We start from the raw sequence: 24,225 nt of genomic DNA on the forward strand, positions 1-24,225 counted from the left end.
GGCATGGCTTGCTTTGTTTTTGATAGCTAAAAAGGCATGATGGACGCGCGGTAACGGCCCATTTTTCTTGAAATTTTGGTGTGAATGAAGGTTCATGCCGCCCTCACTTCCAGCGCACGCGGTACTGCGTGAGCAGCCCCGCCACCAGCACTGCGATCAGCGAGGTCGCCACGATCACATCCGCAATGTAGGTCGGCACGCCCACCGCACGGCTCATGCTGTCAGCCCCCACCAGCACGCCCGCCACAAAGGTGCCCGCCGCAATCACGCCCAGCGGGTGCAGCCCCGCCAGCATCGCGATCACGATGCCGCTGTAGCCGTAGCCGGGGGACATGTCGAGCGTTACATACCCAGTGCGGCCCGCCACCTCGATAGCCCCCGCCAGCCCCGCCAGCCCGCCCGAGAGCAGGGCGACCAGCACCACGGTGCGGGTGATGGGCACACCTGCGAAGGCCGCAGCGCGCGCATTGGCCCCGGCGGCGCGGATGTCAAACCCCGGCACCGTGCGCGCCAGCAGCGCCCACAGCATCACGGCCAGAGAGATGGCCCACAGCAGCCCCGTGTGCAGCCGCGTCTGCGGCACCAGCTTGGAAAGTTCCAGGTCGCCCTGCAGCGCCACACTCTGCGGCCAGCCCATGGAAAGCGGGTCTTTCATCGGACCATCCAGCAGGGCCGACACCAGCAGCAGCATGATGAAGTTGAGCAGCAGCGTGGTGACCACCTCGTCCACCCCCAGCCGCGCCTTCATCAGCGCCGGGCCCAGCAGCAGCGCGGCACCGGCCAGCGCAGCCGCCAGCATCATGAGCGGGAAGAGCAGGTAGGGCGACCACTCCAGTCCCGTGCCGCCGTGCATGCCGCCCACGGCCACGGCGGCCAGCGCGCCTGCATAGAGCTGGCCTTCAGCCCCAATGTTGAACAGCCGGGCGCGGAAGGCCACGGCGGCCGCCAGCCCCGTGAGGATCAGCGGCGTGGCGCGGGTGAGGGTTTCGGTCAGTGCGAACACTGAGCCGAACGCGCCTTGCAGCAGCAGCGCATAGGTCTGGCCCACGGGGGCGCCAGCCCACAGCACCAGCAGGGCGCTGACGATCAATGTGAACACCACGGCGCCCACCGGTGCCAGCACATAGGCGGCGGGGGAGGTGTGGTTGCGTTTTTCGAGTCTCATGGATTTTTCTTGTTGTCGCTCAGTGGGTTGCACCTGCCATGGCAAGGCCGATGGCTTCGCGTGTCCAGTCTTCTGCGGGCCGGGCCTCGCTCAAGTGCCCGTCGTGCATCACTGCCACGCGGTCGCCCAGCGCCAGCACTTCGTCCAGGTCGTCGGAGATCAACAATACCGCAGCACCACTGTCGCGAGCGTTGATGAGCTGCTGCTGCACAAACATCACCGCGCCAATGTCCAGCCCCCAGGTGGGCTGGTGGGCCACGATGAGCTGGGGGGCGGGCGCGGTGTTGCCCGCGCCATTCTGTGGCGGCATCAGCGCCCGGCCCAGGATGAGCTTTTGCATGTTGCCGCCCGACAGCGCCCGCGCAGGCGCATCCGGCCCGCCGCCACGCACGTCAAAGGTCTCGGCCACCCGCTGCGCATGCTGTCGCGCCGCGCGGCGCTTGACCCAGAAGGCACGGAACCACGGGTGTGCGAACCAAGGGCCGCGCAGGCGTTCGGACACGGCGTTCTCCCACACGGGCAGGTCGCCCACGACGCCCACGGCGTACCGGTCTTCGGGGATGCGGGCCACGCCCTGGCTCACCAGCCACGCGGGCCGGGCTTGCAGAGGGGCGCCGCGCAGGGTGACCGCGCCGGAGGAGGCCGCACGCACGCCACACAGCACATCGGCCAGCGCTACTTGGCCGTTGCCGCTCACGCCTGCAATCGCCACGATCTCGCCCGCGCGGAGCGTGAGGGACACATGGTTCAATCGATCGCGCCCCATGGGGGCAGTGCTGACGTTGCTCAGGGTGCAGATAGGCTCGCCTACATGCTGTGTTGGGCGGCGCTCGGCCGCCTCTATCGCATGGCCCACCATCCATTGCGCTAACTGCCCCTGCGTTGTGCCCTGCGCAGGCGCCTCGGCCACCAGCTTGCCCTGGCGCAGCACGGCCACGCGGTGGGACACGCGCAGCACCTCGCCGAGTTTGTGGCTGATGAAGATGATGGACAGGCCTTGCGCCACCATCTGAGCGAGGGTGTCGAACAGTGCCTCGCTCTCCTGCGGGGTGAGCACGGCAGTGGGTTCATCCAGGATCAGGATGCGGGCGCCCCGGTAGAGCGCTTTCAAAATTTCGACCCGCTGGCGCTCGCCCACCGAGAGACTGCCGACCTTCGCATCGGGGCTCACTGGCAGGCCAAACTGCTGCGACACGGCCAGCAGCTTGGCCCGCGCTTCGCTGCGGCGGGAGAAAGGCTGCCACAGCGGCTCGCTGCCCAGCAGCACGTTGTCCAGCACCGTGAGGTTATCGGCCAGCGTGAAGTGCTGGTGCACCATGCCAATGCCCGCCGCCAGCGCCGCACGCGGCTGGCCGGGGGGCAGGGGCTGGCCAAAGACGTCGATGCTGCCTTCGTCGGCCACGTAGTGCCCGAACAGGATGGACATCAGCGTGGACTTGCCCGCACCGTTTTCGCCCAGCAGGGCCAGCACTTCGCCGCGCGCCAGCGTCAGGCTGATGCTGTCGTTGGCGACGAGCTTGCCGAAGCGTTTGGTGATGTGGGTGAGGCGCAGGACAGGGGGCATGTCAGTCCTCCACCGTGCCGCGCGCTAGCTGCCGTTGGCTTTCGCTCCCTCTCCCCTCGCGGGAGAGGGTGGGGGAGAGGGGGCGAGGCTTACGTACCCAGCGCGGCGCCGGTTTCCAGCTTCCCCCTCTCCCCAACCCCTCCCCCGCGAGGGGGGAGGGGCTACCGGCGCATCGCGAAGGCCGTTGTATGTTCATCGCGCTCACTTCCACGCTGCCAGGAAGGCCCGCAGCACCTTCGCCGAATTGGCCGCCGCCAGGCCCATGAAGGTGCCCATTTCGTTTTCGCCCTCGCCGCCGCCCGCCAGATCGCTCAGCGAGCGAAACGCGATGTAGGGCACGCCGTTGCTGTGCGCCACCATGGCGGTGGCGGCGGTTTCCATGTCGAGCACGTTGGCCTCGAAGGTCTTGAACGCGTATTCGCGGAAGGCCTTGTTGTCCACAAAGGCCTGGCCCGATACGCCGTTGCCGCCCACCACCAGTTGTGGGCGCTGCTTCAGGCAGGTGGCGGCCAGGCAGTGTTCCAGGCCCACGTTCTGCAGGCTGCGGGCGGTGGCCAGCATCTTCGGGTCAGCTTCAAACCAGAACTTTTTGGAGAGCTTGGGCTGGGCTGCCGAGCGCACTTCGACCGGGCGCGGGTGCATCATGCCGAAGGCGGGCATCGTCAGCTCGCTTTTCATCCAGGCGGGGGCGCTGTACTGGCCGGGTTTGTCTTCACGCGCCATCAGCCATTCCATGTACTGCCCCCACTGCGCGGGCACCGTGACGTCACCAATGTGCAGGCTGGGGTTGACGCCGCCCGCAATGCCGCTGAAGACCACATGGCTCACGTTGAAGCGGTCCAGCACCAACTGCGTGTTCATGGCCGCGTTGGTCATGCTGATGCCGGAGAGGAATACCACTACAGGCTTGCCCTCCAGCGTGCCGGTGGTGAACTCCACGCCGTTGATGCTGTGTTTGGCGGCCTGCTGCACCTGGGGCAGCAGCACGGTCAGCTCGGGGGCGAAGGCAGAGATGACGGCGATGCGGGGCGTGTCGTCCAGCCGCACCGCCGTCTTGCCGGGCGCGGTAGCGGCACAGCCTGCCACCACGGCGGCGAGGGTGAGGGCGCCCAGCAGGCGTGTGCACCGGGAGATCAGGGAGGGCTTGGCGGCGGAGAGGGATTGCATGGGTGTGGTGCCTCGTCAAAGAAGAACAGCGGTGCGCGCAGTCAACGCGAAAAAACAAACAGGCCACCGCTTTGCTGAGGTGGCCTGTGCACAGACTGGAACAGGGGCGGGCAGGGTGGGTGCCCGCCACATTCAGTGCTTACTTGGCCGTCGATTTCGGCTGGCTATCGTCTACCTTTACGGTGAACTTGCCCGCCAGGATGTCGGCCTCTTTCGCCTTGACCTTGGCCACGATGTCGGCGGGCACCTTCTTCTCGAACGTGCCCAGCGGCGCGAGTTCAGAGCCCTTGTGCTTCATCATCGAGTACGGGCCGTAGTCTTCGGCGGTGAACTTGCCTTCCTTGACCAGCTTGAGCGCACGGTCGATGCTGGGCTCCATGTGCCAGATGGCCGATGCCACCACCGTGTCGGGGTACTGCGGCTGGGTGTCGATCACGTTGCCGATGGCGAGCTTGCCCTTCTCCTTGGCCGCGTCACTCACGCCAAAGCGCTCGGCGTAGAGCACGTCGGCGCCTTTGTCGATCATTGCAAAGGTGGCTTCCTTGGCCTTGGGCGGGTCAAACCAGCTGTTGATGAAGGTGATGGTGAACTCGACCTTGGGATTGGTCTCTTTGGCGCCCGCCATGAAGGCGTGCATCAGGCGGTTGACCTCGGGGATGGGGAAGCCGCCCACCATGCCGATCTTGTTCGTCTTGGTCATGCCGCCCGCGACCATGCCGCTGAGGTACGCGGGTTCCTGGATGTAGTTGTCGAACACGCTGAAGTTGGGCGCCTGCGGCTTGCCGGAGGAACCGAGCAGAAAGGACGTCTTGGGGAAATCCTTGGCCACCTTGCGGGCGGCGGCTTCCACCGCAAAGGCTTCGCCTAGGATGAGCTGGTTGCCGCCGGTCGCGTATTCGCGCATCACCCGCTCGTAGTCGGCGTTGCTGACGTTCTCGCTGGCTTTGTATTCGATCTCGCCACGTGCTTCGGCGGCTTTCAGGGCCTTGTGGATGCGGCTGACCCATTGCTGCTCGAAGGGCACCGTGTAGATCGCCGCGACCTTGAGCTTGGACTGCGCTGTGGCCAGTGATGGTGCGAGCGTCAGGGCTGTGGACAGGGCCATGGAGGTGCAGAGCAGGCTGCCAGTGAAGATGCGGCGAGTGGTCATGGTTGGGGTCCTTGTGAAATGCAACAAAAGGGGATGTGCGCTCGGGTCCAAGCAATAAGTATGCACACAAAGGGCATGGCGGTATCTTGATTGCAAGATGCAAGCGTTAGAACATTGTGTTTCGGTAGCCCCCGAAGTTCGCAAGCCCATCGCTGTCGAGCGTATTTCTCGCACTACCATCCTGCGCTCGAATGAGGGCGTCTGGACCGGCTGGCTGGTACGAGACGGCGCGGGGAGTTTTCAGGTGTCCCTTGAATTCGTTGGATGGATGCCGGGGGCGGCGCTGAAGACGGGGCCTTGCGAGGTTCCCCTGAACTCGCCCGAAGCGCTTGTGTGTGACTACAAAATGACTTGGGAGGAATTCTTGTGAAAGCATTGATGGCAGTGGCAACCGCAATGACGTTGGTCGGGTGTGCTTCGGTAACGAACGACACCACCCACGGCGTCCGCGTGGATACAAGGCAAAAGAGTGGCGCGGTGGTAGCTGGCGCCGACTGTGTGGCAACTAACGACTATGGATCGACAAGCTTCAAGTCTGGTGGCACGGAGGCACTGCGCCGTTCAGCGGGCGATATGACGATCGTCTGCACGAAGAATGGAGAGCAGCCAGCCAACGCACGTTTGATATCCCGCCCCAATGGCGGGATGGCGGGGAATATCGTCCTTGGCGGCGTCATCGGCGCAGTGGTGGACCATAACCGTGGTACAGCCTACACCTACCCGACCTGGGTGGAGCTGGTATTTGGCGAGTCGCTGGTGTTCGACCGATCGCTTCAGACCGGGGATGCCGTGGTGAAAGGCCTAGCGGCTGGCTCGGTTACGGCAAAGGCAAACGCACCCGCACCCGGCCGTTCGAACACAACCTCGCACCAGTGCATGCAGCAACTCCCTGGAGCCATCTGCTGAACTGCGGTACCCGCAGTATCAAAAAAGCCCCGCATTTGCGGGGCTTTTTTGCGGTGCGTGGCCTATTTGGTGCCAAAAATCCGGTCGCCCGCATCGCCCAGGCCCGGCAGGATGTAGCCGTGGTCGCTCAGTTCGCGGTCAATCGCTGCGGTGAAAATAGGTACGTCGGGGTGTGCCTTTTGCATGGTGGCGATGCCTTCGGGGGCGGCCAGCAGGCAGACGAACTTGATGGAGCGGGGGTTGAGCTTTTTCAGGCGGTCTACGCAGGCGGAGGCCGAATTGCCGGTCGCCAGCATGGGGTCCACCACGATGATGTCGCGCTCGTCCATTTCGGACGGCATCTTGAAGTAGTACTCCACGGGCTGCAGCGTGGCCGGGTCGCGGTACAGGCCGATGTGGCCCACGCGGGCGCCGGGCACCACGTTGAGCATGCCATCCAGGAACCCGTTGCCCGCGCGCAGGATGGAGACCAGCACCAGCTTCTTGCCGTCGATGACCTTGCCGGTCATGGTCTCCAGCGGGGTTTCAATCTCGATGTCCTGCAGCGGCATGTCGCGCGTGACTTCATACGCCATCAGCGTGCTTAGCTCCCCCAGCAAGCGACGAAAGCTGTTGGTGCTGGCGTCCTTTCGGCGCATGAGCGTGAGCTTGTGCTGGACGAGGGGGTGGGTGATGACGGTGACGTTGTTGTTGGTGCTGGCAGTGCTCATGGCGAGGCCTATGGTCTACAGGTAGAAATGAAAGGGGTGGCGGTATTTTGACGGTACTTGCGCCAGCGCCCGTAAAAACTGGCGCGGCCCAGGCCAGTGGACGCCGTGGAACTGGCTTCGCCAGGCCACTGGCGGCGTCCTCTTGAGGGGAAGGCGCCGCAGGCGACTCAGGGGGGGCGCGGGCTAGTCCGCCAGAAACCGCGCATAGCGCGCCAGGTCAACGTTGCCGCCGCTGATGAGAACGCCCACGCGCTCACCGTGCAGCAGCTTGCCTCCGTTGTCAGCGCCAGAGAAGGCCTGCGCACCCGCATAGGCCAGGGCGCCGGTGGGCTCCACCACGATCTTCATGCGCTCGGCATAGAAGCGCAGGGATTGCATGAGCTGTTCGTCGCTCACGCTGATGATATCTTCGGCATGGTCGCGGATGATGGGGAAGGTGAGCTCGCCCAGCGCCTGGGTTTGCGCGCCGTCGGCGATGGTGTGGGGCGTGGGGATGCGCACGATGTGCCCGGCGCGCAGCGACTGCTGGGCGTCGTTGCCCGTTTCGGGCTCGACACCCACCACGCGGCACTGGGGTGCCAGGGCCTGCGCGGCCAGCAGGCTGCCTGCCAGCAAGCCGCCACCGCCCACGCAGACAAAAAGGTAGTCCAGGTCGGGCACTTCTTCAAACAGTTCTTTGGCGGCGGTGCCCTGGCCCGCAATGACGTGCGGGTGGTCAAACGGCGGCACCAGCGTCATGCCGCGCTCCAGCGCCAGGTGGCGGCTGATGGCTTCGCGGTCTTCGGTGTAGCGGTCGTAGGTGACTACCTGGGCGCCGTAGGCCCGTGTGGCCGCCATCTTGGAGGCGGGCGCGTCTGCGGGCATGACGATGACGGCGGGCATGTCCAGCATGCGGGCCGACAGCGCGATGGCCTGCGCGTGGTTGCCGGCCGAAAAGGCCAGCACGCCGCGCTCGCGCTGCTCATCGGTGAACTGGGCCAGGGTGTTGAAGGCGCCCCGGAACTTGAAGGCTCCGGTGCGCTGCAGGTTCTCGCATTTGAAGAACAGTTGCGCACCCAGCAGGTCGTCGGCGGTGGTGGAGCGCAGCACCGGCGTGTGGTGCGCCATGCCCTTGAGCCGGTGCGCGGCGGCGGCCACGTCGTCGTAGGTGGGCGGGGTGAGGCTGGGCAAGGTCATGGCGGCATCCCTGGTGGCGGGGCAAACGCTTGCCCCTTCAGCCCTGGGATGATAGCGGGTTGCCGCGTGGTTTCAATCCAAAATGGCCTTACGCGCATGTGTGGCAAGCGCGAGCAGCTATAGATTTTGATGGTTGATGGCGGGTCAGCCCAGCTCGCTGAACCGTTGCAGCGGCGTCAGTGCCGGGAAGTCGCCCGCGCGCTTTTGCTTCATCGCCGTGACCGACTCGCGCACATGCTGGTTGCTCCAGATGGCGCCTTGCAGCCAGCCCATCTGGCGCAGGCTGTCTTCCACCGAATGGTCGCGGGCGTAGTTCACGGCCTGTTTGGTGCCCCAGATGGCCACGGGCGGCTTGCTGGCGATCTCTTGCGCGCACTGCAGCGCGGCGGCAAGCATCGCTTCTTGGGTCTCGAACACTTCGTTGACGAGTCCGTAGCCCAGGGCCTTGGCTGCGCTCAGGCGGCGGCCGGTGTAGGCCAGCTCTTTCACCACACCCAGCGGGATCAGCTTGGGCAGGCGCTGCAGCGTGCCCACGTCGGCCACCATGCCGATGTTGATCTCCTGGATGCAGAAGAACGCGTCGGCCGTGGCGTAGCGGATGCAGGCGGCCGTCACCATGTCCACCGCGCCCCCGATGCAGCCGCCGTGGATGGCCATGATGACGGGGATGCGCAGGCTTTCGATGCGGGTGAAGGTGGCCTGCATGTCGGTGAGCAGGTCAAAGATGGCGGCGCGGCCTTCGGGGCTCTGGTCGTCCATGGTGATGGCGCCGCCAAAGGTTTCGAGCGCCATGCCTGCGCTGAAATGTTTGCCGGTGCTGCTGATGACCAGCGCCCGCGCTTCGCCCGCCTTGTTGAGCTGGGCCAGCACCTCGTCCAGCTCGCGCCAGAAGGTGGGGTGCATGGTGTTCATGGCCTCGGGGCGGTTCAGCACCAGATGGGCCACGTGGTCGGTGATGCTGAGGGAAAAGCAGGTGAGGGTGTTCATGGGGTGCCACTGTAGACCGGTGAATGCAGGTCGGGTCGTCGCCTGGGTGACTTTGAGCTATTTTGGCTGCCAGCGCTTATCTGGTAAGCGCTGGCAGCTATGAAAACATGAGTGCTTTTGCGCGCGTGCGGCAGCACCGGCGGCGGACGTCTACAGGCACAGTCTGTCAATCGCCGCCCCCGCCACCACAGCCGCCGCCATCCCCTCCGCCGTCGCTTCCACCTCCATCCGAGCTTTCGGCGCCGCCAAAGTCGCCCGAGCTGCCGCTGTAGCTGCCGTCCGAGAAGCTGGTGCCGCAGTAGCTGTCTCCACCACTGCCACCCGCGTCGCTCTTGCGGGCGATGTCGGAGCAGTCGGGCACGTAGGAGAAGCCGCCTGCAATGGCGAACTTGGCATCCAGCGCAAACAGCAGGGGCAGGCGGCTGGGGGCCTTGGGGTCGATGGACTCCTCCTTGCATACCCAGTACCAACAGCGGCGCAGGCCATCGTTGTGGCGCGCCTTTTTACCCAGCGCCTCGGCGGGTGTGTGGTGCAAAAAGAAGCCCAGGGCGTTGTGGCACCAGGCTTTGTAGGCCTGGGTGTGCAGGATGAACTCATGCCACAGCGCATCGACCGCCTTGGAGGGCATGGCCACAAACTGCTTGTTGCCGCGCAGGCAGGCCATGAAGAACTGGCGCAGGCCGCGTTCGACCAGCTCGCAGTCGCGGGTGCTCAGGTGGGGGTAGGTTTCGCGCAGCTTGCGCTGTAGAAAGCGGGGCAGGGGGGCTTCGCGGATATAGCGCTGGCGGACCGCGTTGGTCCACTGGATCACCAGGGCGGTGATGATGACTGTGGCCAAAAAATACAGAATCCAGGGCCACCGCAGGCGCCAGGCGCCCGCGAAGATCCCGACGATGGCGGCCACCCACACGGCAATCGCCAGCAGCACGACCTTGCTTCCCCACCACAGCAGAACGTTTTCGATGCGCTTCATCGTCCCTCCTTTTTTTGTGTTTGTGTGGCGATTTCACGGCTGTTTGGTGACTGATTGATGACACTTTGGGCAGTGTCGCCAGATGGTCACGCGGGGGTTACCCGCAGCACCATCGCATGCCGAAGCTGCCGTGATGGGGCCGCGCTTGGAGGCGCTGAGCGGGGGGGCGGAATCTGTGCCCGCCTGTGTTCAACGGCGCTTGCTGCCGCCGAAGATGCTACCCAGCACCCCGCGCAGGATTTCCTTGCCAATGGTGGTGCCCATGGTGCGCACCGCCGACTTGGCCATGGTCTGGGCCAAGCCGTCGCGTTTACCGCCGCGCGGACCGGTGCTGCCAAACAGCACGTCATTGAGCCCGCCCATCAGGCCGCCGCCGCTGTCTTCCGTGTTGGCGGGTGCACCTTTGCCATTGGCAGGCGCCTGCGCACTGGCTTCGGCGGCGCGGCCCTTGAGTTTTTCGTAGGCTGACTCGCGGTCCACCACCTTTTCGTACACGCCCGCCACCAGCGAGTTGGCCACCAGCACCTGGCGCTGCTGCGCTGTGATGGGTCCGAGCTGGCTGCCGGGCGGCAGCACGAACACGCGCTCGGTGATGCTCGGTCGGCCCTTGGCATCCAGGAAGCTCACCAGCGCCTCGCCCACGGCCAATTCCGTGATGGCGGTCTCGATATCGAGGCCCGGCTTTTGCCGCATGGTGGTGGCCGTGGCCTTCACGGCCTTCTGGTCACGCGGGGTGAAGGCGCGCAGCGCGTGCTGCACGCGGTTGCCCAGCTGGGCCAGCACGCTGTCGGGGATGTCCAGAGGGTTCTGCGTGACGAAATACACGCCCACGCCCTTGGAGCGCACCAGCCGCACCACGAGTTCGATGCGCTCGATGAGCACTTTCGGCGCCTCGTTGAACAGCAGGTGGGCCTCGTCGAAGAAGAACACCAGTTTGGGCTGTTCGGGGTCGCCGATCTCGGGCAGTTGCTCGAACAGCTCAGACAGCATCCAGAGCAGGAAGGTGGCGTACAGACGCGGCGAGTTCATGAGCTTGTCGGCCGCCAGGATGTTGACCACGCCGTGGCCGTCCACCGTCTGCATGAAGTCCTGGATGTTGAGCATGGGCTCGCCAAAGAACTGCGTGCCGCCCTGCTGCTCAATCTGCAGCAGCCCGCGCTGGATGGCGCCCACGCTGGCTGCGCTGACGTTGCCGTATTCGGTCGTGAACTCCTTGGCGTTGTCACCCACGTACTGCAGCATGGCGCGCAGGTCTTTGAGATCCAGCAGCAGCATGCCGTTGTCGTCGGCGATCTTGAACACCAGGTTGAGCACGCCCAGCTGGGTTTCATTCAGGTTGAGCATGCGGCCCAGCAGCAGCGGGCCCATGTCCGACACCGTGGCGCGCACAGGGTGGCCCTGTTCGCCAAATACGTCCCACAGCGTGGTGGGGCAGGCCAGGGGGGCGGGCAGGGGAAGGCCCCGCTCCTTGAGCACGGCGGCCAGCTTGTCGCCAATCTTGCCCGGCTGGCTCGCGCCCGTGAGGTCGCCCTTCACATCGGCCATGAACACCGGCACACCGATGCGCGAGAAGTTTTCGGCCAGGGTCTGCAGGGTCACGGTCTTGCCGGTGCCGGTGGCGCCGGTGATGAGCCCGTGGCGGTTGGCCAGGCCGGGCAGCAGGTGGCATTCGATGGTGTCGTGCTTGGCAATCAGGAGGGGTTCGGCCATGGCGGAGGTTCCGGGTGGAGTCAAAAGTAAAATCGCGGTCAGTAGATTAAATCAATACAAAAGGACTTCTCGTGGCAGGACACAGCAAATGGGCGAATATCCAGCACCGCAAAGGGCGGCAGGATGAAAAACGCGGCAAGATCTGGACCCGCATCATTCGTGAAATCACTGTGGCTGCCCGCTCGGGCGGCGGCGACCTGTCTGCCAACCCCCGCCTGCGCCTGGCGGTGGACAAGGCCAAGGCGGCCAACATGCCCGCCGACCGCATCAAGTACAACATCGACAAGGCCACGGGCAACGCCGAGGGATTGACCTACGAGGAAATCCGCTACGAGGGCTATGGCATTGGTGGCGCAGCGATCATGATCGACACGATGACCGACAACCGGGTGCGCACCGTGGCCGAAGTACGACACGCGTTCAGCAAACACGGTGGCAACATGGGCACCGAGGGCTCGGTGGTTTTTCAGTTCAAGCACTGCGGCCAACTGATTTTTGCCCCCGGCACCAGCGAAGACAAGGTGATGGAAGTGGCGCTGGAGGCGGGGGCCGAAGACGTGGTGACCGACGACGACGGCGCAGTAGAGGTGCTGACCGCCCCCGCCGACTTTGAAGCCGTGAAGAATGCCCTGGAAGCGGCAGGCCTGACGCCCGAAGTGGCGGGCGTGACCATGCGGCCTGAAAACACCATCGAACTGACGGGCGACGACGCGGCGCGCATGCAGCGGCTGCTGGATGTGCTGGAGGACCTGGACGATACCCAGGAGGTCTACCACAACGCTGCCCTGTGACATTGCGCCTGTGGACCGCCGCTTTTTTCTTGCGCTGACTTGTTTTCCGACTGATATTTCCCCGAACCCCGCCAAGCAGCCCAGCGCTGCGAGCAGGGTTCACCAAAGGTTCCTATGAAAGTACTTGTGATTGGTGGCGGCGGCCGTGAACACGCGATGGCGTGGAAACTCAGCGAGTCCCCCAAGGTGACCAAGGTGTATGTGGCGCCTGGCAATGGCGGCACCGCGCTGAATTCCAAGCTCGAGAACGTGGCCATCACCGACGTGCGCGAACTGCGTGTGTGGGCGCAGGCCGAAAAGATCGCACTGACGGTGGTGGGCCCCGAGGCGCCACTGGCGGCGGGTGTGGTCGATGAGTTCCGTGCCAATGGCCTGCGCATCTTCGGCCCCACCAAGGCTGCTGCCCAGCTCGAAAGCTCCAAGGCCTTTTCCAAGGCCTTCATGCGCCGCCATGGCATCCCCACGGCCGACTACGACACCTTCACCGACCCCGCTGCGGCCCACGCGTTTGTGGACCGGCTGGGCGCGCCCATCGTCATCAAGGCCGATGGCCTGGCTGCAGGCAAGGGCGTGGTCGTGGCCATGACGCTGCAGGAGGCCCATGATGCTGTGGACTTTATGCTGGTGGACAACAAATACGGCGTGACCCACAACGAAGGTGGCGCGCGTGTGGTGATCGAGGAATTCCTTGAAGGCGAGGAAGCTTCCTTCATCGTGCTGTGCGACGGCAAGAACGTGCTGGCCCTGGCCACCAGCCAGGACCACAAGCGCCTCAAAGACGGCGACGAAGGCCCCAACACCGGCGGCATGGGTGCGTATTCGCCCGCTCCCGTGGTCACGGCCGATGTACATGCCCGCGCCATGCGCGAAATCATCCTGCCCACGATCCGTGGCATGGAAAAGGACGGCATCCCTTACACCGGCTTCCTGTACGCCGGCCTGATGATCGACGCCAAGGGCCAGCCCAAGACGCTCGAATTCAACTGCCGCATGGGCGACCCCGAGACGCAACCCATCCTCATGCGCCTGAAAAGCGACTTCAGCGACGTGATGGCTGCTGCCGCTGACGGCAAGCTCGACCAGATGGAACTGCAATGGGACCGCCGCACCGCACTGGGCGTGGTCATGGCCGCCCATGGCTACCCGGAGAACCCGCGCAAGGGTGACCCCATCACCGGCCTGCCAGCCGAGGCGGACGATGCCGTGGTGTTCCATGCGGGCACGCAGCTCAAAGATGGCGTGGTCAGCGTGACCGGTGGCCGTGTGTTGTGCGTGACGGTGCTGGCCGACAGCGTCAAGCAGGCGCAGCAGCGTGCCTATGACGTGGCGCGCGGCATCCAGTTCGATGGTGCGCAGTACCGCCGCGATATCGGCTTCCGTGCCCTGAAAAGCTGATGGCAGATGCACAAAGCCTGAACACCGCCGACACGGTGACCCGTGTGCGCGGCTATCTGCAGGGCCTTCAGGCCCGCATCACCGATGCGCTGGAAGCCGTGGAAGCCGCTGAAGGCGAGGGCAGTACACGCTTTCTGGCCGACGCCTGGAGCAAGCCTCCCGGGGAGCCACTGCAAGGCGACGGCATCACCAAGATCATGGAAGGCGGCCGCGTGTTCGAGCGCGCGGGTTGCGGCTTCAGCCATGTGCGCGGCCCCCAGCTGCCACCCTCGGCCACGCAGCACCGGCCCGAGCTGGCGGGCGCACCCTTCGAGGCCATGGGCGTGTCGCTGGTGTTCCACCCGCGCAATCCCTACGTGCCGACGGTGCACATGAACGTGCGCATGATCGCGGCTGGTCACCCTGGGCAAGCGCCGACCTGCTGGTTTGGCGGTGGCATGGACCTCACGCCGTACTACGGCTTTGAGGAAGATGCGGTGCACTTTCACCGCACCTGCCGTGATGCCTTGGCACCCTTTGGTGACGACAAGTACCCGCGCTTCAAGCAGTGGTGTGACGAATACTTCTACCTCAAGCACCGCAGCGAGCAGCGAGGCGTGGGTGGCGTGTTCTATGACGACTTCTCCGAGCTGGGCTTTGAGCAAAGCCTGGCGATGACGCAGTCGGTGGGCGACGCCTTTCTGAAGGCCTACCTGCCCATCGTGGAAAAGCGCCAGGGCACGCCCTACGGCGAGCGCGAGCGCGACTTCCAGCTCTACCGCCGCGGCCGTTATGTCGAGTTCAACCTGGTCTGGGACCGGGGCACGCATTTCGGCCTGCAGTCGGGTGGGCGCACCGAGTCCATTTTGCTGTCCATGCCGCCGCTGGTGGCGTGGTCGTACCAGCGTTCTGATGCGGCCGATTCCGCTGAAGCTGACCTCACGCAGCGGTTTCTGGTGCGGCGCGACTGGCTCGCTGGCGAGTCTGCTGCAGCGGCTTGAAAGCCTTGAAAAGCGCAAAGCTATAATTTCAATAGCTGCCCGCGCTTTTCACACCAGCGCAAGAGGCCAAAAACACCTCAAACTGACGCAGCGCCAACGCGCAACAGCTGCGCAACACCCAAGGCGCAGCCCCACTGGTTGCGCGCTGCGTTGCACGCTATATTGATTCCATTTCCTCTCTAATCACCGCCTGATGACCACCTCCACCAAATCGGAAACCGCCGCCAAAAAAGACGTTACCAAACTCCAGCGCGCCATCGTTGATGGACTGGAGGACGTCAAGGCGCAAGACATCCAGGTCTTCAACACCGAGCATCTCTCGCCGCTGTTTGAACGGGTGATCGTGGCATCGGGCACCTCCAACCGCCAGACCAAGGCCTTGGCCGCCAGCGTGCGCGACGCGGTGAAAGAAGCGGGCTTTACCAAGCCGCGCATCGAAGGCGAAGACAACGGCGAATGGATCATCGTGGACTGCGGCGCTGCCGTGGCGCACATCATGCAGCCCGCCATCCGCCAGTACTACCGTCTGGAAGAGCTATGGGGCGATACGCCCGTGCGCCTGAAGCTGGGCGCCGCCAAGCCGGTGTCCAGCGCTGCCACCGACTTGGCAGAAAAGAAGTCGGCCCAGAAGGCTGCCAAGTCCGACGCCAAGGCTGCAGGCAAGGCGACCGCCAAAAAGGCAGCCGCACCAGCCGTGCCGGCCCGGTCGGGCAAGGCTACGGCCAAGGCCGTGGCCAAAACAGCTGCCAAGTCCGCTGCCGCACCTGCTAAATCTGCTGCCAAACCTGCAGCCAAGACAACTGCAAAAGCACCTGCCAAAACATCTGCGAAAGCCCCGACCAGGGCGCCCGCAAAGAGCAGCAGCACTGCCAAGGCCGCACCCGCCAAGACGACTGCAAAGCCAACCACTGCCGCCAAGAAGCCCGCAGCTACCAAGGCACCGATCAAGACCGTGGTCGTCAAGCCATCGGCCCCCCGTAGCAAGACCGCTGCCGCCAAGCCCGCACCCGCGCGTGGCGGAGCAGCCGCCAAGCCCGCCGCCAAGAGGGCACCGGGCCGCAAGTGATTGCAGCCTCGGCCCATCGACGACCACCTGTACCCGCGCACCGCGCCTGAGTTGCCATGAAGCTGCTGATCGTGGCCGTGGGCCAGCGCGTGCCCGACTGGGCGCAGACGGCGTACGACGACTACGCCAAGCGGTTTCCGCCGGAGCTCAAGGTCGAACTCAAAGCCGTCAAGACCGAACCGCGCGGCTCTAAGACGCTGGAGACGCTCTACGCCGCCGAGCGCGAGCGCATCGAGGCGGCCATCCCCCGTGGCACGCGCGTGGTGGCGCTGGATGAGCGCGGCACCAATCTCACCACCAAGGCTCTGGCCGAGCGCCTGCGGGGCTGGCAGCTGGGCGGTGACGATGTGGCCCTGGTCATCGGCGGCCCCGACGGGCTGGACCCGGCCTTTCGCCAGGGCGCGCACGAGCGCATTCGCCTCTCGGACCTGACCTTGCCACACGCCATGGTGCGGGTGCTGCTCATCGAGCAGCTGTACCGCGCCTGGTCGGTGAATGCCGGGCACCCCTACCACCGAGAATGAGGCCTGGATCGGGGTGTGGGTGGAATACTATATTTTTTATAGCTGCTAGCGCTTGATGGGTAAGCGCTAGAGCCGATTTTTAATCAAAATCTGTTCATGCCTGACTTCATCTACCTCGCCTCCCAAAGCCCCCGCCGGCGCCAGCTGCTGGAGCAACTGGGCGTGCGCCACGAACTGCTGCTGCCCAATGTGGACGGCGACGAGCCCGAAGACGCCGAAGCCATCGAGGTGGTGTTGCCCGGCGAAGTGCCCACGGCGTATGTGGAGCGCGTGACCGCCCTCAAGCTCGACGCGGCTGTGGCCCGGCGTGCCCGCCGCGGTTTGCCCGATGCGCCCATCCTGTGCTCTGACACCACCGTGGCGCTGGGCCGCACCATCTACGGCAAGCCCGACGACGCGCTCCATGCCGCGCGCATGCTGGCCGAGCTGGCGGGCCACGAGCACCGCGTGCTCACCGCCGTGGCGCTGCAGGTGGGCCCCAAGCGCCTGAGCGCGCTGTCCATATCCCGAGTGACCTTTGCTGCCATGACCACCGCGCAGATTGAGGCCTACGTGGCCACGGGTGAGCCACTGGGCAAGGCCGGGGCTTACGGTATTCAGGGCCGGGCTGCTGCATATGTGGAGCACCTGGCTGGCAGCTATTCGGGCATCATGGGGCTGCCGATGTACGAGACGGCACAGCTGCTGCGCGCGGCAGGTTTCGCCATCTAGGCGACAGCAACAACAGACAACAACAACGCCATGCAACAAGACATCCTGATCAACTGGTCGCCCCAGGAAACCCGCGTGGCCGTGGTGGAGCACGGCGCCGTGCAGGAGCTGCACATCGAGCGCACGCTGGAGCGCGGCCTGGTGGGCAATGTCTACCTGGGCAAGGTGTCGCGCGTGCTGCCGGGCATGCAGTCCGCCTTTATCGACATCGGCCTGGAGCGTGCGGCCTTCTTGCATGTGGCCGATGTGTGGCAGCGCCAGCCCGATGGCGAGCCGCCAGCATTCGCCCGCAAGAACGAGCCGCAGGTGCCGATTGAAAAGCAGGTGTTCGAGGGGCAGGCGCTGATGGTGCAGGTCATCAAGGACCCGATTGGCACCAAAGGCGCACGACTGTCCACGCAGATCAGCGTGGCCGGGCGCCTGCTGGTGTTTCTGCCGCAGGACGACCATGTGGGCGTGTCGCAGAAGATTCCGCCTGCCGAGCGCGATGCGCTGCGCGCGCGGCTGCAGGCGCTGGTGGGCGATAAATCCACGGGCGGTGGCGGCGGCTTCATCCTGCGCACTAACGGCGAAGATTCGACCGATGCGGAGCTGGCCGAAGACATTGCCTACCTGCGCAAGACCTGGGCGCGCATCAAGGAGGCATCGCTCAAGCTGCCTGCCATGTCGCTGCTCCATCAGGATTTGGACCTGCTGCAGCGCGTGCTGCGCGATCTGGTGGGTGACCACACGCAGACCATCCGCCTGGATTCGATGGAGCAGTTCCAGCGCCTGCGTGCGTTTGGGCAGGAATTCATGCCAGCGGCTGCCGGCAAGCTACAGCACTACAAGGGTGAACGCCCGATTTTTGACCTGTACTCCATCGACGAAGAGGTGGCCAAAGCCCTGGGGCGCCGCGTCGATTTGAAGTCTGGCGGCTATCTCATAGTGGACCAGACCGAGGCGCTCACCACCATCGATGTGAACACCGGTGGCTACGTGGGGGCACGCAACTTCGACGACACCATCTTCAAGACCAACCTGGAGGCCGCCCAGGCCATTGCCCGCCAGCTGCGCCTGCGCAACCTGGGCGGCATCATCATCGTGGACTTCATCGACATGGTGCGCGACGACCACCAGCAGGCCGTGCTGGCGGAGTTCAAAAAACAGCTCGCCCGCGACCGCGTGAAGACCATGGCGGGTGGCTTCTCGCAGCTGGGTTTGGTGGAGATGACGCGCAAGCGCACGCGCGAATCCCTCGCCCATATGCTGTGCGAGCCCTGCGAGGCCTGCCAGGGCAAGGGCAGCGTGAAGACCGCGCGCAGCGTGTGCTACGACATCCTGCGCGAGATCCTGCGCGAAGCCCGCCAGTTCAACCCGCGCGAATTCCGCGTGGTGGCGTCGCCCCGCGTGGTGGAGCTGTTCCTGGACGAGGAAAGCCAGCACCTGGCTGGTCTCTCGGACTTCATCAAGAAGCCGATCTCGCTGCAATCCGAGAGCGCGATGGGGCAGGAGCAGTACGACATCGTGCTGTTGTAGCGCCCATCGTTCTGCGCGCCGTCTTCAAGCGTCGATCTGCATCGCCGGGCGTGCCTGCACCCGCGCCAGCCAGGCCTGCACATGCGGGTGCGCGTTGACGGGGGCGCCCAGGTACAGGCTGTAGCCCAGCACCGAGCCCACCACCAAGTCCACAAGCGAATAGTCGGCGCCCAGCATCCAGGGCTGCGCAGCCAGCCGCGCGTCCAGCACCGCCAGCAACTCGCTCAGTTGACGCAGGAGGGCTTCTGCTTGGGCGGCGTTGCGCCAAACCTCTTCGCCTTGGGTTGCCACATGCAGGCGTCCCACGAGCGCACCATAGGTCACATACGCCCAGGTGCACCACGACAGGGCCTGCAGCGCCTCGGGCGTGCCCGCAGCGGGCCACAGCCCGCGCTCAATGCCAAAGCGATGGCCCAGCCAGAGGTGGATGGCCAGGGCCTCGAACATGGGGGCGCCGTCCACAGTCAAGGTTGGCACCTTGCCGTTGGGGTTCAGGGCCAGGTATTCCGGGCGGCGCTGCTCGCCGGTGCGGATGTCGATCTTCACGCGTTCGTGGGGCACGGCCAGCTCGGTCAGGGCGCAGGCGATGGGGGTGGCGCTGGACATGGGATGCCAATAGAGAACGATGGACATGGAAAGCTCCTTGGGTGGTTGTGGAAGAAAAGGTGGTGCCACTGTAAAAGCCATTGCGGACAATTTCAGTCCGCAATAGAAAGTAAAGTCGCGCCATGCTCACTTCATCAACCCGCCTGCTGCGTCTGCTCTCCTTGCTGCAGACGCGCAACCACTGGATGGGGCCGGAACTGGCCGAGCGCCTGGAAGTGCACCCGCGCACCTTGCGGCGCGACATCGACCGCCTGCGCCAGCTGGGCTACCCCGTGCATGCCAGCAGCGGCGTGGCGGGTGGCTATGCCTTCCGGGCCGGTCAGGCGCTGCCGCCCTTGCTGCTGGACGACGACGAAGCGCTGGCCGTGTCGATTGCGCTGCGCACCGCCACAGCCGGGGCGGTGGGCGGCATTGAAGAGCCCGCACTTCGGGCCCTGGTCAAGCTGGAGCAGGCCATGCCCGCCCGCCTGCGGCAGCAGGTGGATGCACTGCGCTCCACCATCCTGCCCATGGACCGTGTCGGGCCGGTGGTGGATGCCTCGCTGCTGGCCACACTGGCGTCGGCCTGCCGTGACCAGTTGCGCCTGGCGTTCACCTACGGCGACAGCAAGGGCCGCAGCGCCGAACGCAGCGTGGAGCCCCAGGGCCTGGCCCATACCGGCCAACGCTGGTACCTGGTGGCGTGGGACCGGGTGCGGGAGGATTGGCGCACCTTCCGTATCGACCGCATCGTGGGGGCTCCCACGGTGGGTGCCCATTTCGCGCCCCGGGTGTCGCCCGATGGCGGGGATCTGAAGGCATACGTTTCACGTTCGATTGCAGTGGCGCCCCATGCCGAACAGGCGCGCATTGTGTTGCATGCACCGTATCAAGAGATGGCCAGACGCATTCCGCAGTCGGCAGGTGTGGTGTCGGCGCTCGATGAGGGGCAGCGGTGCCAGCTGGAATGCGGCGCCAACGATTCGCTGGTGTACTGGCTGATGGCGCTCGATGTGGAGTTCGAAGTGCTTGCACCCGCCGCGCTGAAAGAGCGGCTGCGGGTGGCTGGGATGCGGGCGCTGCGGTGCGCGATGTGAAGGCGTGCCGCTGGCCTGCGGCGAACGGGGTTACAGGGTTTTGGTCAGTGTGACGATCACGCGCGACTTGTTGACATGGCCGAAGAAGGCCTTCCTATTGGCGCCGACCACGGCCGCGCCCAGCGACAGGCCACCGCCGAAGTCGTAGGCACCGCCCACGCTGTAGTCCATGTAGTTGGGCACGCCCAGGTCCTTGATGTCGCTGGCAAAGCGCGTGAAGCCGATCGAGGCCTTCACCGTCACGCTGGGGGCAACTTCCTGCGCAAACGCGAAGTTCAGGTAGCCTGTGTTGCGGCCCTTCAGGCCCGAGCCAGCCTTGGCGCCGGCAAAGCCGAAGTAGTCCTTGGAGATGGTGTGCGAATACTTGGCAGTGAAGGGGCCCATGGTGGCCGCGCCATACAGCTCGGTGGTGTTTCCGTTGCTGTTGCCGGGGTAGATGTAGGTCAGGGCGCCCACGTCCAGGTCGGCGCCGCCAGCCTTGAACTTGTAGCCGCCGTACAGGTCGGATTCGAGCGAGTTGTTGGCCAGCCAGTCCACGCTGGAGTTCCAGTTGCCCACGTACCAGCCGGTGTCGCCGAAGGCGTAGTCAAAACCGCCTTGCAGTGCAGGCTTGACCGCTTTGGACTTGGAAACGTCCTGGTCCTGGCCACGGAACTTGTAGTTGGTGGTCAGGCTGACATTGCCGGTGAGCTGGGCACTGGCCAGCATGGGAAGCGCGGTCAGCAGTGCGAAGGCGAGTACTTTGGAAGAAGCGGGATTCATGGCAGCAAATTTTGAGAAAAAGACAAGAGCACAAGCGTAGGAAAGCCTGCGTATAAAGTTTGCAAAAATTGCAGCCCACGCCGTAAATGTTGCGCAAGCCCGTGGATGTTGAGGTGGGCACCAATGGCAAGATCACCTGCATCTTCCTTTCTGTTTGCAAGAGGTGCTGCGGTGTTGATCAACTGTGTTGTGTATGAGGACGGCACCAAGCTGGCCGATATTCCCGTCAGCGAGATCAGCGAGCACATCTCTCTACCCGGGTGTTTCGTGTGGGTGGCCTTGCAGGATGCCAGTGCTGAAGAGCTGGATGAACTGCAAGCGGAGTTCGGCTTGCACCCGCTGGCGGTGGAAGACGCCCGGCATGGTCACCAGCGGCCCAAGGTCGAGGAGTACGCATCCTCGCTCTTCGTGGCGTTGCACTTGCTCGAATCCAGTGGCGCTGCCGATACGGTGTCACGGCTGGGTGAACTCAATATCTTTGTTGGCAAGAACTACGTGGTTTCGGTGCGCAACCGCAGCCAACGTGGCTTTGTGGATGTGCGTACGCGCTGTGAACAAGAGCCTGAATTGCTACGCAACGGGCCCGGCTTTGTGCTGTATGCACTCATGGATGCAGTGGTGGACCGCTACTTCCCCGTCATCGATGCGCTGGAAGTCGAGTTGGAAACCATCGAGCAGCAGATATTTACGCAAGGTGCCGCGCGGGCCAGCATCCGGCGGCTGTATGAACTCAAGCAGCGCCTCACGGTGCTCAAGCATGCGGTGGCTCCACTGCTGGAGGGGGCAGCTAAGTTGCACGGAGGGCGTGTTCCGCAGATCTGCATGGGTTCGCAGGAGTATTTTCGTGATGTGGTGGACCACCTGAGCCGAATCAACACCTCGATTGACTCCATCCGCGACACCATTGGCACGGCCATCCACGTCAACCTGTCCATGGTTACGATCGAGGATGGGGAGGTCGTCAAGCGCCTGGCCGCATGGGCCAGCCTGTTCGCCGTGTGCACGGCATTCGCGGGCATCTGGGGCATGAACTTCGATAGCATGCCCGAGCTGAAATGGCGCTATGGCTATGCGGCGGCGCTGACACTCATCGCCGGCACCTGCGGTTATCTGTACTACCGTTTTCGCAGGGCGGGCTGGTTGTAGGCGCTTCTGCGATCCGGCGTCTTGCTCTGGATTTTTACGCCGTTTTTACGGCTCTCCCTTCAGTCTGTGCACACTTTTTACGGCCACCTTCTCAGAATCAAACACCTGTTCTGATGCAGGAGTTGTCGATGGACGTGTTATGGATTGCCGCACTGGCGGCGTTGTGGGTGGTCATGGCTGAGGCCGTGGTTTTGCTGGGCAAGTTCGGCCCGGCCAAGGGGGAGCGTTCATGATCGGCATGGAAATGCTCTACGGCTTTGGCGCCATCGTGGCCTTGGTCTTGCTGGCCTATCTGGTGTTTGCGCTGATCTGCGCGGAGGAGTTCTGAGATGGATACCTCTGCCTGGAGCCTGCTGGGGCTCTTTTTGATCGTGCTGGGCGTGCTGGCGTGGCCGCTTGGCAAATGGCTGGCCGCAGTGTGTGAAGGCCGCCTGCCACGGTGGATGCATGCCATCGAAAAACCGTTGTACAAGCTGGCTGGGGTCGCGCCGGATCAGATGATGCACTGGCGCAGCTATGCGCTGGCGCTGCTAGCTTTCAATGCCATCGGCGCTTTTGCGGTGTATGGCCTGCAGCGTTTGCAGCACCTGCTGCCGCTCAATCCGCAGGGCATGGCCGCAGTGTCGGGCGATTCTTCGTTCAACACTGCCATCAGCTTTGTCTCCAACACCAACTGGCAGGGCTATGCGGGCGAGTCCACCATGAGCTACCTCACGCAGATGCTGGGCCTGTCGGTGCAGAACTTCTTCTCGGCGGCCACCGGCATCACCGTGGCGTTTGCGCTGGCGCGCGGCTTTGCAGCGCGCAGCACCGATGGCCAAGGCTTTGTGGGCAACTTCTGGGCCGATGTCACGCGCATCACGGCATGGGTGCTGATGCCCATCGCGTTTGTGATTTCCATCGTGCTGGTCGGGCAGGGCGTGATCCAGAACTTTGACGCATACAAAGATGTGGCGACGCTGGAGACAACGGCCTATGAAGTGCCCAAGCTCGACCCATCGGGCCAGCCGGTGGTGGGCAGCGATGGCGCGCCGGTGATGGAAGCCAAGACAAGCAACACCCAGACCCTGGCCATGGGCCCGGTGGCATCGCAGGAAGCCATCAAGATGCTGGGCACCAACGGAGGCGGCTTTTTCAATGCCAACTCCGCCCATCCCTATGAGAACCCGACGGCCCTGACCAACTTCGTGCAGATGCTGGCGATTTTTCTGATTCCCGCTGCACTGTGTTTTGCGTTCGGCCGCGTTGTGGGCGACCAACGCCAGGGCTTTGCGATCCTGGCGGCCATGACGGTGATGTTTGTGGTGGCCGTGATCGCTGTGGTTTCCGCTGAGAAAGTCGGCAATCCGCAATGGGTGGGCCTGGGCGTGGAGCAAACCGCCAGTGCCTTGCAAGCGGGGGGCAACATGGAAGGCAAGGAGGTGCGGTTCGGCATCAATGCGTCGGCACTGTTCGCTGCCGTGACCACTGCCGCCTCTTGTGGTGCTGTGAACTCCATGCACGACTCCTATACGCCTTTGGGCGGCATGGTGCCGCTGGTGCTGATGCAACTGGGCGAAGTGGTGTTTGGTGGCGTTGGCACGGGCCTCTACGGCATGCTGGTGTTTGCCATCCTCGCCGTCTTCATGGCGGGCCTCATGATTGGCCGCACACCGGAGTACCTGGGCAAGAAGATCGAGGTGCGTGAGATGAAGCTCACCTCGGCGGCCATCCTGGTCACGCCCATTCTGGTGCTGGTGGGCACGGCGATTGCCGTGGCCACGGACGCGGGCAGGGCGGGCATCGCCAACCCGGGCGCGCATGGGTTCTCTGAAATTCTGTATGCGCTGACCTCTGCCGCCAACAACAATGGCAGCGCCTTTGCGGGCCTGTCGGCCAACACGCCGTTCTACAACGTGTTGCTGGGGCTGGCGATGTGGCTGGGCCGTTTTGGCGTGATCGTGCCGGTGCTGGCCATTGCGGGTTCACTGGCGGCCAAGAAGCGCCTGCCAGCCACGGCGGGCACCATGCCCACGCACGGGCCGTTGTTTGTCACGCTGCTGATCGGCACCGTGCTTCTGGTGGGTCTTCTCAATTACGTGCCCTCCCTGGCCCTGGGTCCGATGGTGGAGCACCTGATGCTCCGGGTTCAGTGAGGTATGG

24 protein-coding genes are annotated in these 24,225 nt (G+C 64.4%); 12 read left to right on the top strand and 12 right to left on the bottom strand.

Annotated features, from left to right (window positions below; genetic code table 11):
- Nucleotides 1-103 precede the first annotated feature (103 nt).
- The 4 genes from ACSQ22_RS01150 to ACSQ22_RS01165 form a co-directional block, all read right to left on the bottom strand.
- On the bottom strand, nucleotides 104-1,165 hold the full coding sequence (locus ACSQ22_RS01150; RefSeq protein WP_218299835.1) for an ABC transporter permease: 1,062 nt from the start codon (nucleotides 1,163-1,165) through the stop codon (nucleotides 104-106).
- A 19-nt stretch (nucleotides 1,166-1,184) separates the two neighbouring features.
- Nucleotides 1,185-2,729, bottom strand: a complete 1,545-nt coding sequence (locus ACSQ22_RS01155) for an ABC transporter ATP-binding protein (protein WP_436129156.1) — start codon at nucleotides 2,727-2,729, stop codon at nucleotides 1,185-1,187.
- 201 nt (nucleotides 2,730-2,930) lie between these two features.
- The gene (locus ACSQ22_RS01160; protein ID WP_436129157.1) at nucleotides 2,931-3,896 is read right to left on the bottom strand and encodes a 5'-methylthioadenosine/S-adenosylhomocysteine nucleosidase; all 966 of its coding nucleotides are present in this window, start codon (nucleotides 3,894-3,896) and stop codon (nucleotides 2,931-2,933) included.
- Nucleotides 3,897-4,035: 139 nt separating this feature from the next.
- Nucleotides 4,036-5,046 (bottom strand): BMP family protein, encoded by a 1,011-nt coding sequence (locus ACSQ22_RS01165; protein ID WP_121420318.1) that lies wholly within the window; start codon nucleotides 5,044-5,046, stop codon nucleotides 4,036-4,038.
- Between the two features lie 366 nt (nucleotides 5,047-5,412).
- Between ACSQ22_RS01165 and ACSQ22_RS01170 the strand changes: the two genes are divergently transcribed.
- Nucleotides 5,413-5,952, top strand: coding sequence for a hypothetical protein (locus ACSQ22_RS01170; protein WP_436129158.1), 540 nt, complete (start codon nucleotides 5,413-5,415; stop codon nucleotides 5,950-5,952).
- Nucleotides 5,953-6,014: 62 nt separating this feature from the next.
- On the opposite strand, the gene upp is transcribed toward ACSQ22_RS01170, so the two are convergent.
- The 5 genes from upp to ACSQ22_RS01195 all read right to left on the bottom strand — a co-directional run bounded on the left by upp (nucleotide 6,015) and on the right by ACSQ22_RS01195 (nucleotide 11,508).
- Complete coding sequence (gene upp, locus ACSQ22_RS01175; RefSeq protein WP_121420316.1) at nucleotides 6,015-6,662, bottom strand: uracil phosphoribosyltransferase; 648 nt, start codon at nucleotides 6,660-6,662, stop codon at nucleotides 6,015-6,017.
- 183 nt (nucleotides 6,663-6,845) lie between these two features.
- Complete coding sequence (locus ACSQ22_RS01180) at nucleotides 6,846-7,838, bottom strand: threo-3-hydroxy-L-aspartate ammonia-lyase (RefSeq protein ID WP_436129159.1); 993 nt, start codon at nucleotides 7,836-7,838, stop codon at nucleotides 6,846-6,848.
- Nucleotides 7,839-7,982: 144 nt separating this feature from the next.
- The gene (locus tag ACSQ22_RS01185) at nucleotides 7,983-8,825 is read right to left on the bottom strand and encodes an enoyl-CoA hydratase-related protein (protein ID WP_436129160.1); all 843 of its coding nucleotides are present in this window, start codon (nucleotides 8,823-8,825) and stop codon (nucleotides 7,983-7,985) included.
- Nucleotides 8,826-8,991: 166 nt separating this feature from the next.
- Nucleotides 8,992-9,798, bottom strand: coding sequence for a glycine-rich domain-containing protein (locus ACSQ22_RS01190; RefSeq protein WP_228895725.1), 807 nt, complete (start codon nucleotides 9,796-9,798; stop codon nucleotides 8,992-8,994).
- 189 nt (nucleotides 9,799-9,987) lie between these two features.
- On the bottom strand, nucleotides 9,988-11,508 hold the full coding sequence (locus ACSQ22_RS01195; RefSeq protein WP_121506211.1) for a helicase HerA-like C-terminal domain-containing protein: 1,521 nt from the start codon (nucleotides 11,506-11,508) through the stop codon (nucleotides 9,988-9,990).
- A gap of 71 nt (nucleotides 11,509-11,579) precedes the next feature.
- Between ACSQ22_RS01195 and ACSQ22_RS01200 the strand changes: the two genes are divergently transcribed.
- The 7 genes from ACSQ22_RS01200 to rng all read left to right on the top strand — a co-directional run bounded on the left by ACSQ22_RS01200 (nucleotide 11,580) and on the right by rng (nucleotide 18,493).
- A complete protein-coding gene (locus ACSQ22_RS01200) occupies nucleotides 11,580-12,299 on the top strand; it encodes a YebC/PmpR family DNA-binding transcriptional regulator (RefSeq protein ID WP_010458745.1) in 720 nt (239 codons plus the stop codon).
- A gap of 114 nt (nucleotides 12,300-12,413) precedes the next feature.
- Complete coding sequence (gene purD / locus ACSQ22_RS01205; protein ID WP_218299826.1) at nucleotides 12,414-13,694, top strand: phosphoribosylamine--glycine ligase; 1,281 nt, start codon at nucleotides 12,414-12,416, stop codon at nucleotides 13,692-13,694.
- The gene (gene hemF / locus ACSQ22_RS01210; RefSeq protein WP_436129161.1) at nucleotides 13,694-14,674 is read left to right on the top strand and encodes an oxygen-dependent coproporphyrinogen oxidase; all 981 of its coding nucleotides are present in this window, start codon (nucleotides 13,694-13,696) and stop codon (nucleotides 14,672-14,674) included. Before purD ends, hemF begins: the two co-directional genes overlap by 1 nt.
- A 193-nt stretch (nucleotides 14,675-14,867) precedes the next feature.
- Nucleotides 14,868-15,740, top strand: coding sequence for a ribosome silencing factor (gene rsfS, locus ACSQ22_RS01215; RefSeq protein ID WP_436129162.1), 873 nt, complete (start codon nucleotides 14,868-14,870; stop codon nucleotides 15,738-15,740).
- Nucleotides 15,741-15,796: 56 nt separating this feature from the next.
- A complete protein-coding gene (rlmH, locus tag ACSQ22_RS01220) occupies nucleotides 15,797-16,264 on the top strand; it encodes a 23S rRNA (pseudouridine(1915)-N(3))-methyltransferase RlmH (RefSeq protein ID WP_228895717.1) in 468 nt (155 codons plus the stop codon).
- Nucleotides 16,265-16,360: 96 nt separating this feature from the next.
- Nucleotides 16,361-16,975 carry a Maf family protein gene (locus tag ACSQ22_RS01225; protein ID WP_436129163.1) on the top strand — a complete coding sequence of 205 codons (615 nt, stop codon included), beginning with the start codon at nucleotides 16,361-16,363 and terminating at the stop codon, nucleotides 16,973-16,975.
- Between the two features lie 30 nt (nucleotides 16,976-17,005).
- Complete coding sequence (gene rng, locus ACSQ22_RS01230) at nucleotides 17,006-18,493, top strand: ribonuclease G (protein WP_121420308.1); 1,488 nt, start codon at nucleotides 17,006-17,008, stop codon at nucleotides 18,491-18,493.
- Between the two features lie 24 nt (nucleotides 18,494-18,517).
- Here the strand turns inward: rng and ACSQ22_RS01235 are convergent, their stop codons facing one another.
- Nucleotides 18,518-19,126: a glutathione S-transferase family protein gene (locus tag ACSQ22_RS01235; RefSeq protein WP_436129164.1), complete on the bottom strand. Its 609-nt coding sequence runs from the start codon at nucleotides 19,124-19,126 to the stop codon at nucleotides 18,518-18,520.
- A 95-nt stretch (nucleotides 19,127-19,221) separates the two neighbouring features.
- Here ACSQ22_RS01235 and ACSQ22_RS01240 point away from each other — a divergent pair, with 95 nt between their 5' ends.
- Nucleotides 19,222-20,175 (top strand): helix-turn-helix transcriptional regulator, encoded by a 954-nt coding sequence (locus tag ACSQ22_RS01240; RefSeq protein ID WP_436129165.1) that lies wholly within the window; start codon nucleotides 19,222-19,224, stop codon nucleotides 20,173-20,175.
- A gap of 30 nt (nucleotides 20,176-20,205) precedes the next feature.
- On the opposite strand, the gene ACSQ22_RS01245 is transcribed toward ACSQ22_RS01240, so the two are convergent.
- Together ACSQ22_RS01245 and ACSQ22_RS01250 are read right to left on the bottom strand one after the other, a co-directional pair.
- On the bottom strand, nucleotides 20,206-20,937 hold the full coding sequence (locus ACSQ22_RS01245; RefSeq protein ID WP_436129166.1) for a TorF family putative porin: 732 nt from the start codon (nucleotides 20,935-20,937) through the stop codon (nucleotides 20,206-20,208).
- A complete protein-coding gene (locus ACSQ22_RS01250; protein WP_436129167.1) occupies nucleotides 20,934-21,119 on the bottom strand; it encodes a hypothetical protein in 186 nt (61 codons plus the stop codon). The genes ACSQ22_RS01245 and ACSQ22_RS01250 overlap by 4 nt, the downstream gene beginning before the upstream one ends.
- Here ACSQ22_RS01250 and ACSQ22_RS01255 point away from each other — a divergent pair.
- The 3 genes from ACSQ22_RS01255 (at nucleotide 21,109) to kdpA (ending at nucleotide 24,218) form a co-directional block, all read left to right on the top strand.
- Nucleotides 21,109-22,083 (top strand): magnesium and cobalt transport protein CorA, encoded by a 975-nt coding sequence (locus ACSQ22_RS01255; RefSeq protein WP_436129168.1) that lies wholly within the window; start codon nucleotides 21,109-21,111, stop codon nucleotides 22,081-22,083. The genes ACSQ22_RS01250 and ACSQ22_RS01255 overlap by 11 nt on opposite strands.
- Nucleotides 22,084-22,312: 229 nt before the next feature.
- A complete protein-coding gene (locus ACSQ22_RS01260) occupies nucleotides 22,313-22,411 on the top strand; it encodes a potassium-transporting ATPase subunit F (protein ID WP_056414695.1) in 99 nt (32 codons plus the stop codon).
- 1 nt (nucleotide 22,412) lies between these two features.
- Nucleotides 22,413-24,218 (top strand): potassium-transporting ATPase subunit KdpA, encoded by a 1,806-nt coding sequence (gene kdpA / locus ACSQ22_RS01265; protein WP_436129169.1) that lies wholly within the window; start codon nucleotides 22,413-22,415, stop codon nucleotides 24,216-24,218.
- Nucleotides 24,219-24,225 lie beyond the last annotated feature (7 nt).

Origin of the sequence: Acidovorax sp. LjRoot38, assembly GCF_964252975.1 — a bacterium.
Taxonomy (GTDB): domain Bacteria; phylum Pseudomonadota; class Gammaproteobacteria; order Burkholderiales; family Burkholderiaceae_C; genus Acidovorax; species Acidovorax facilis.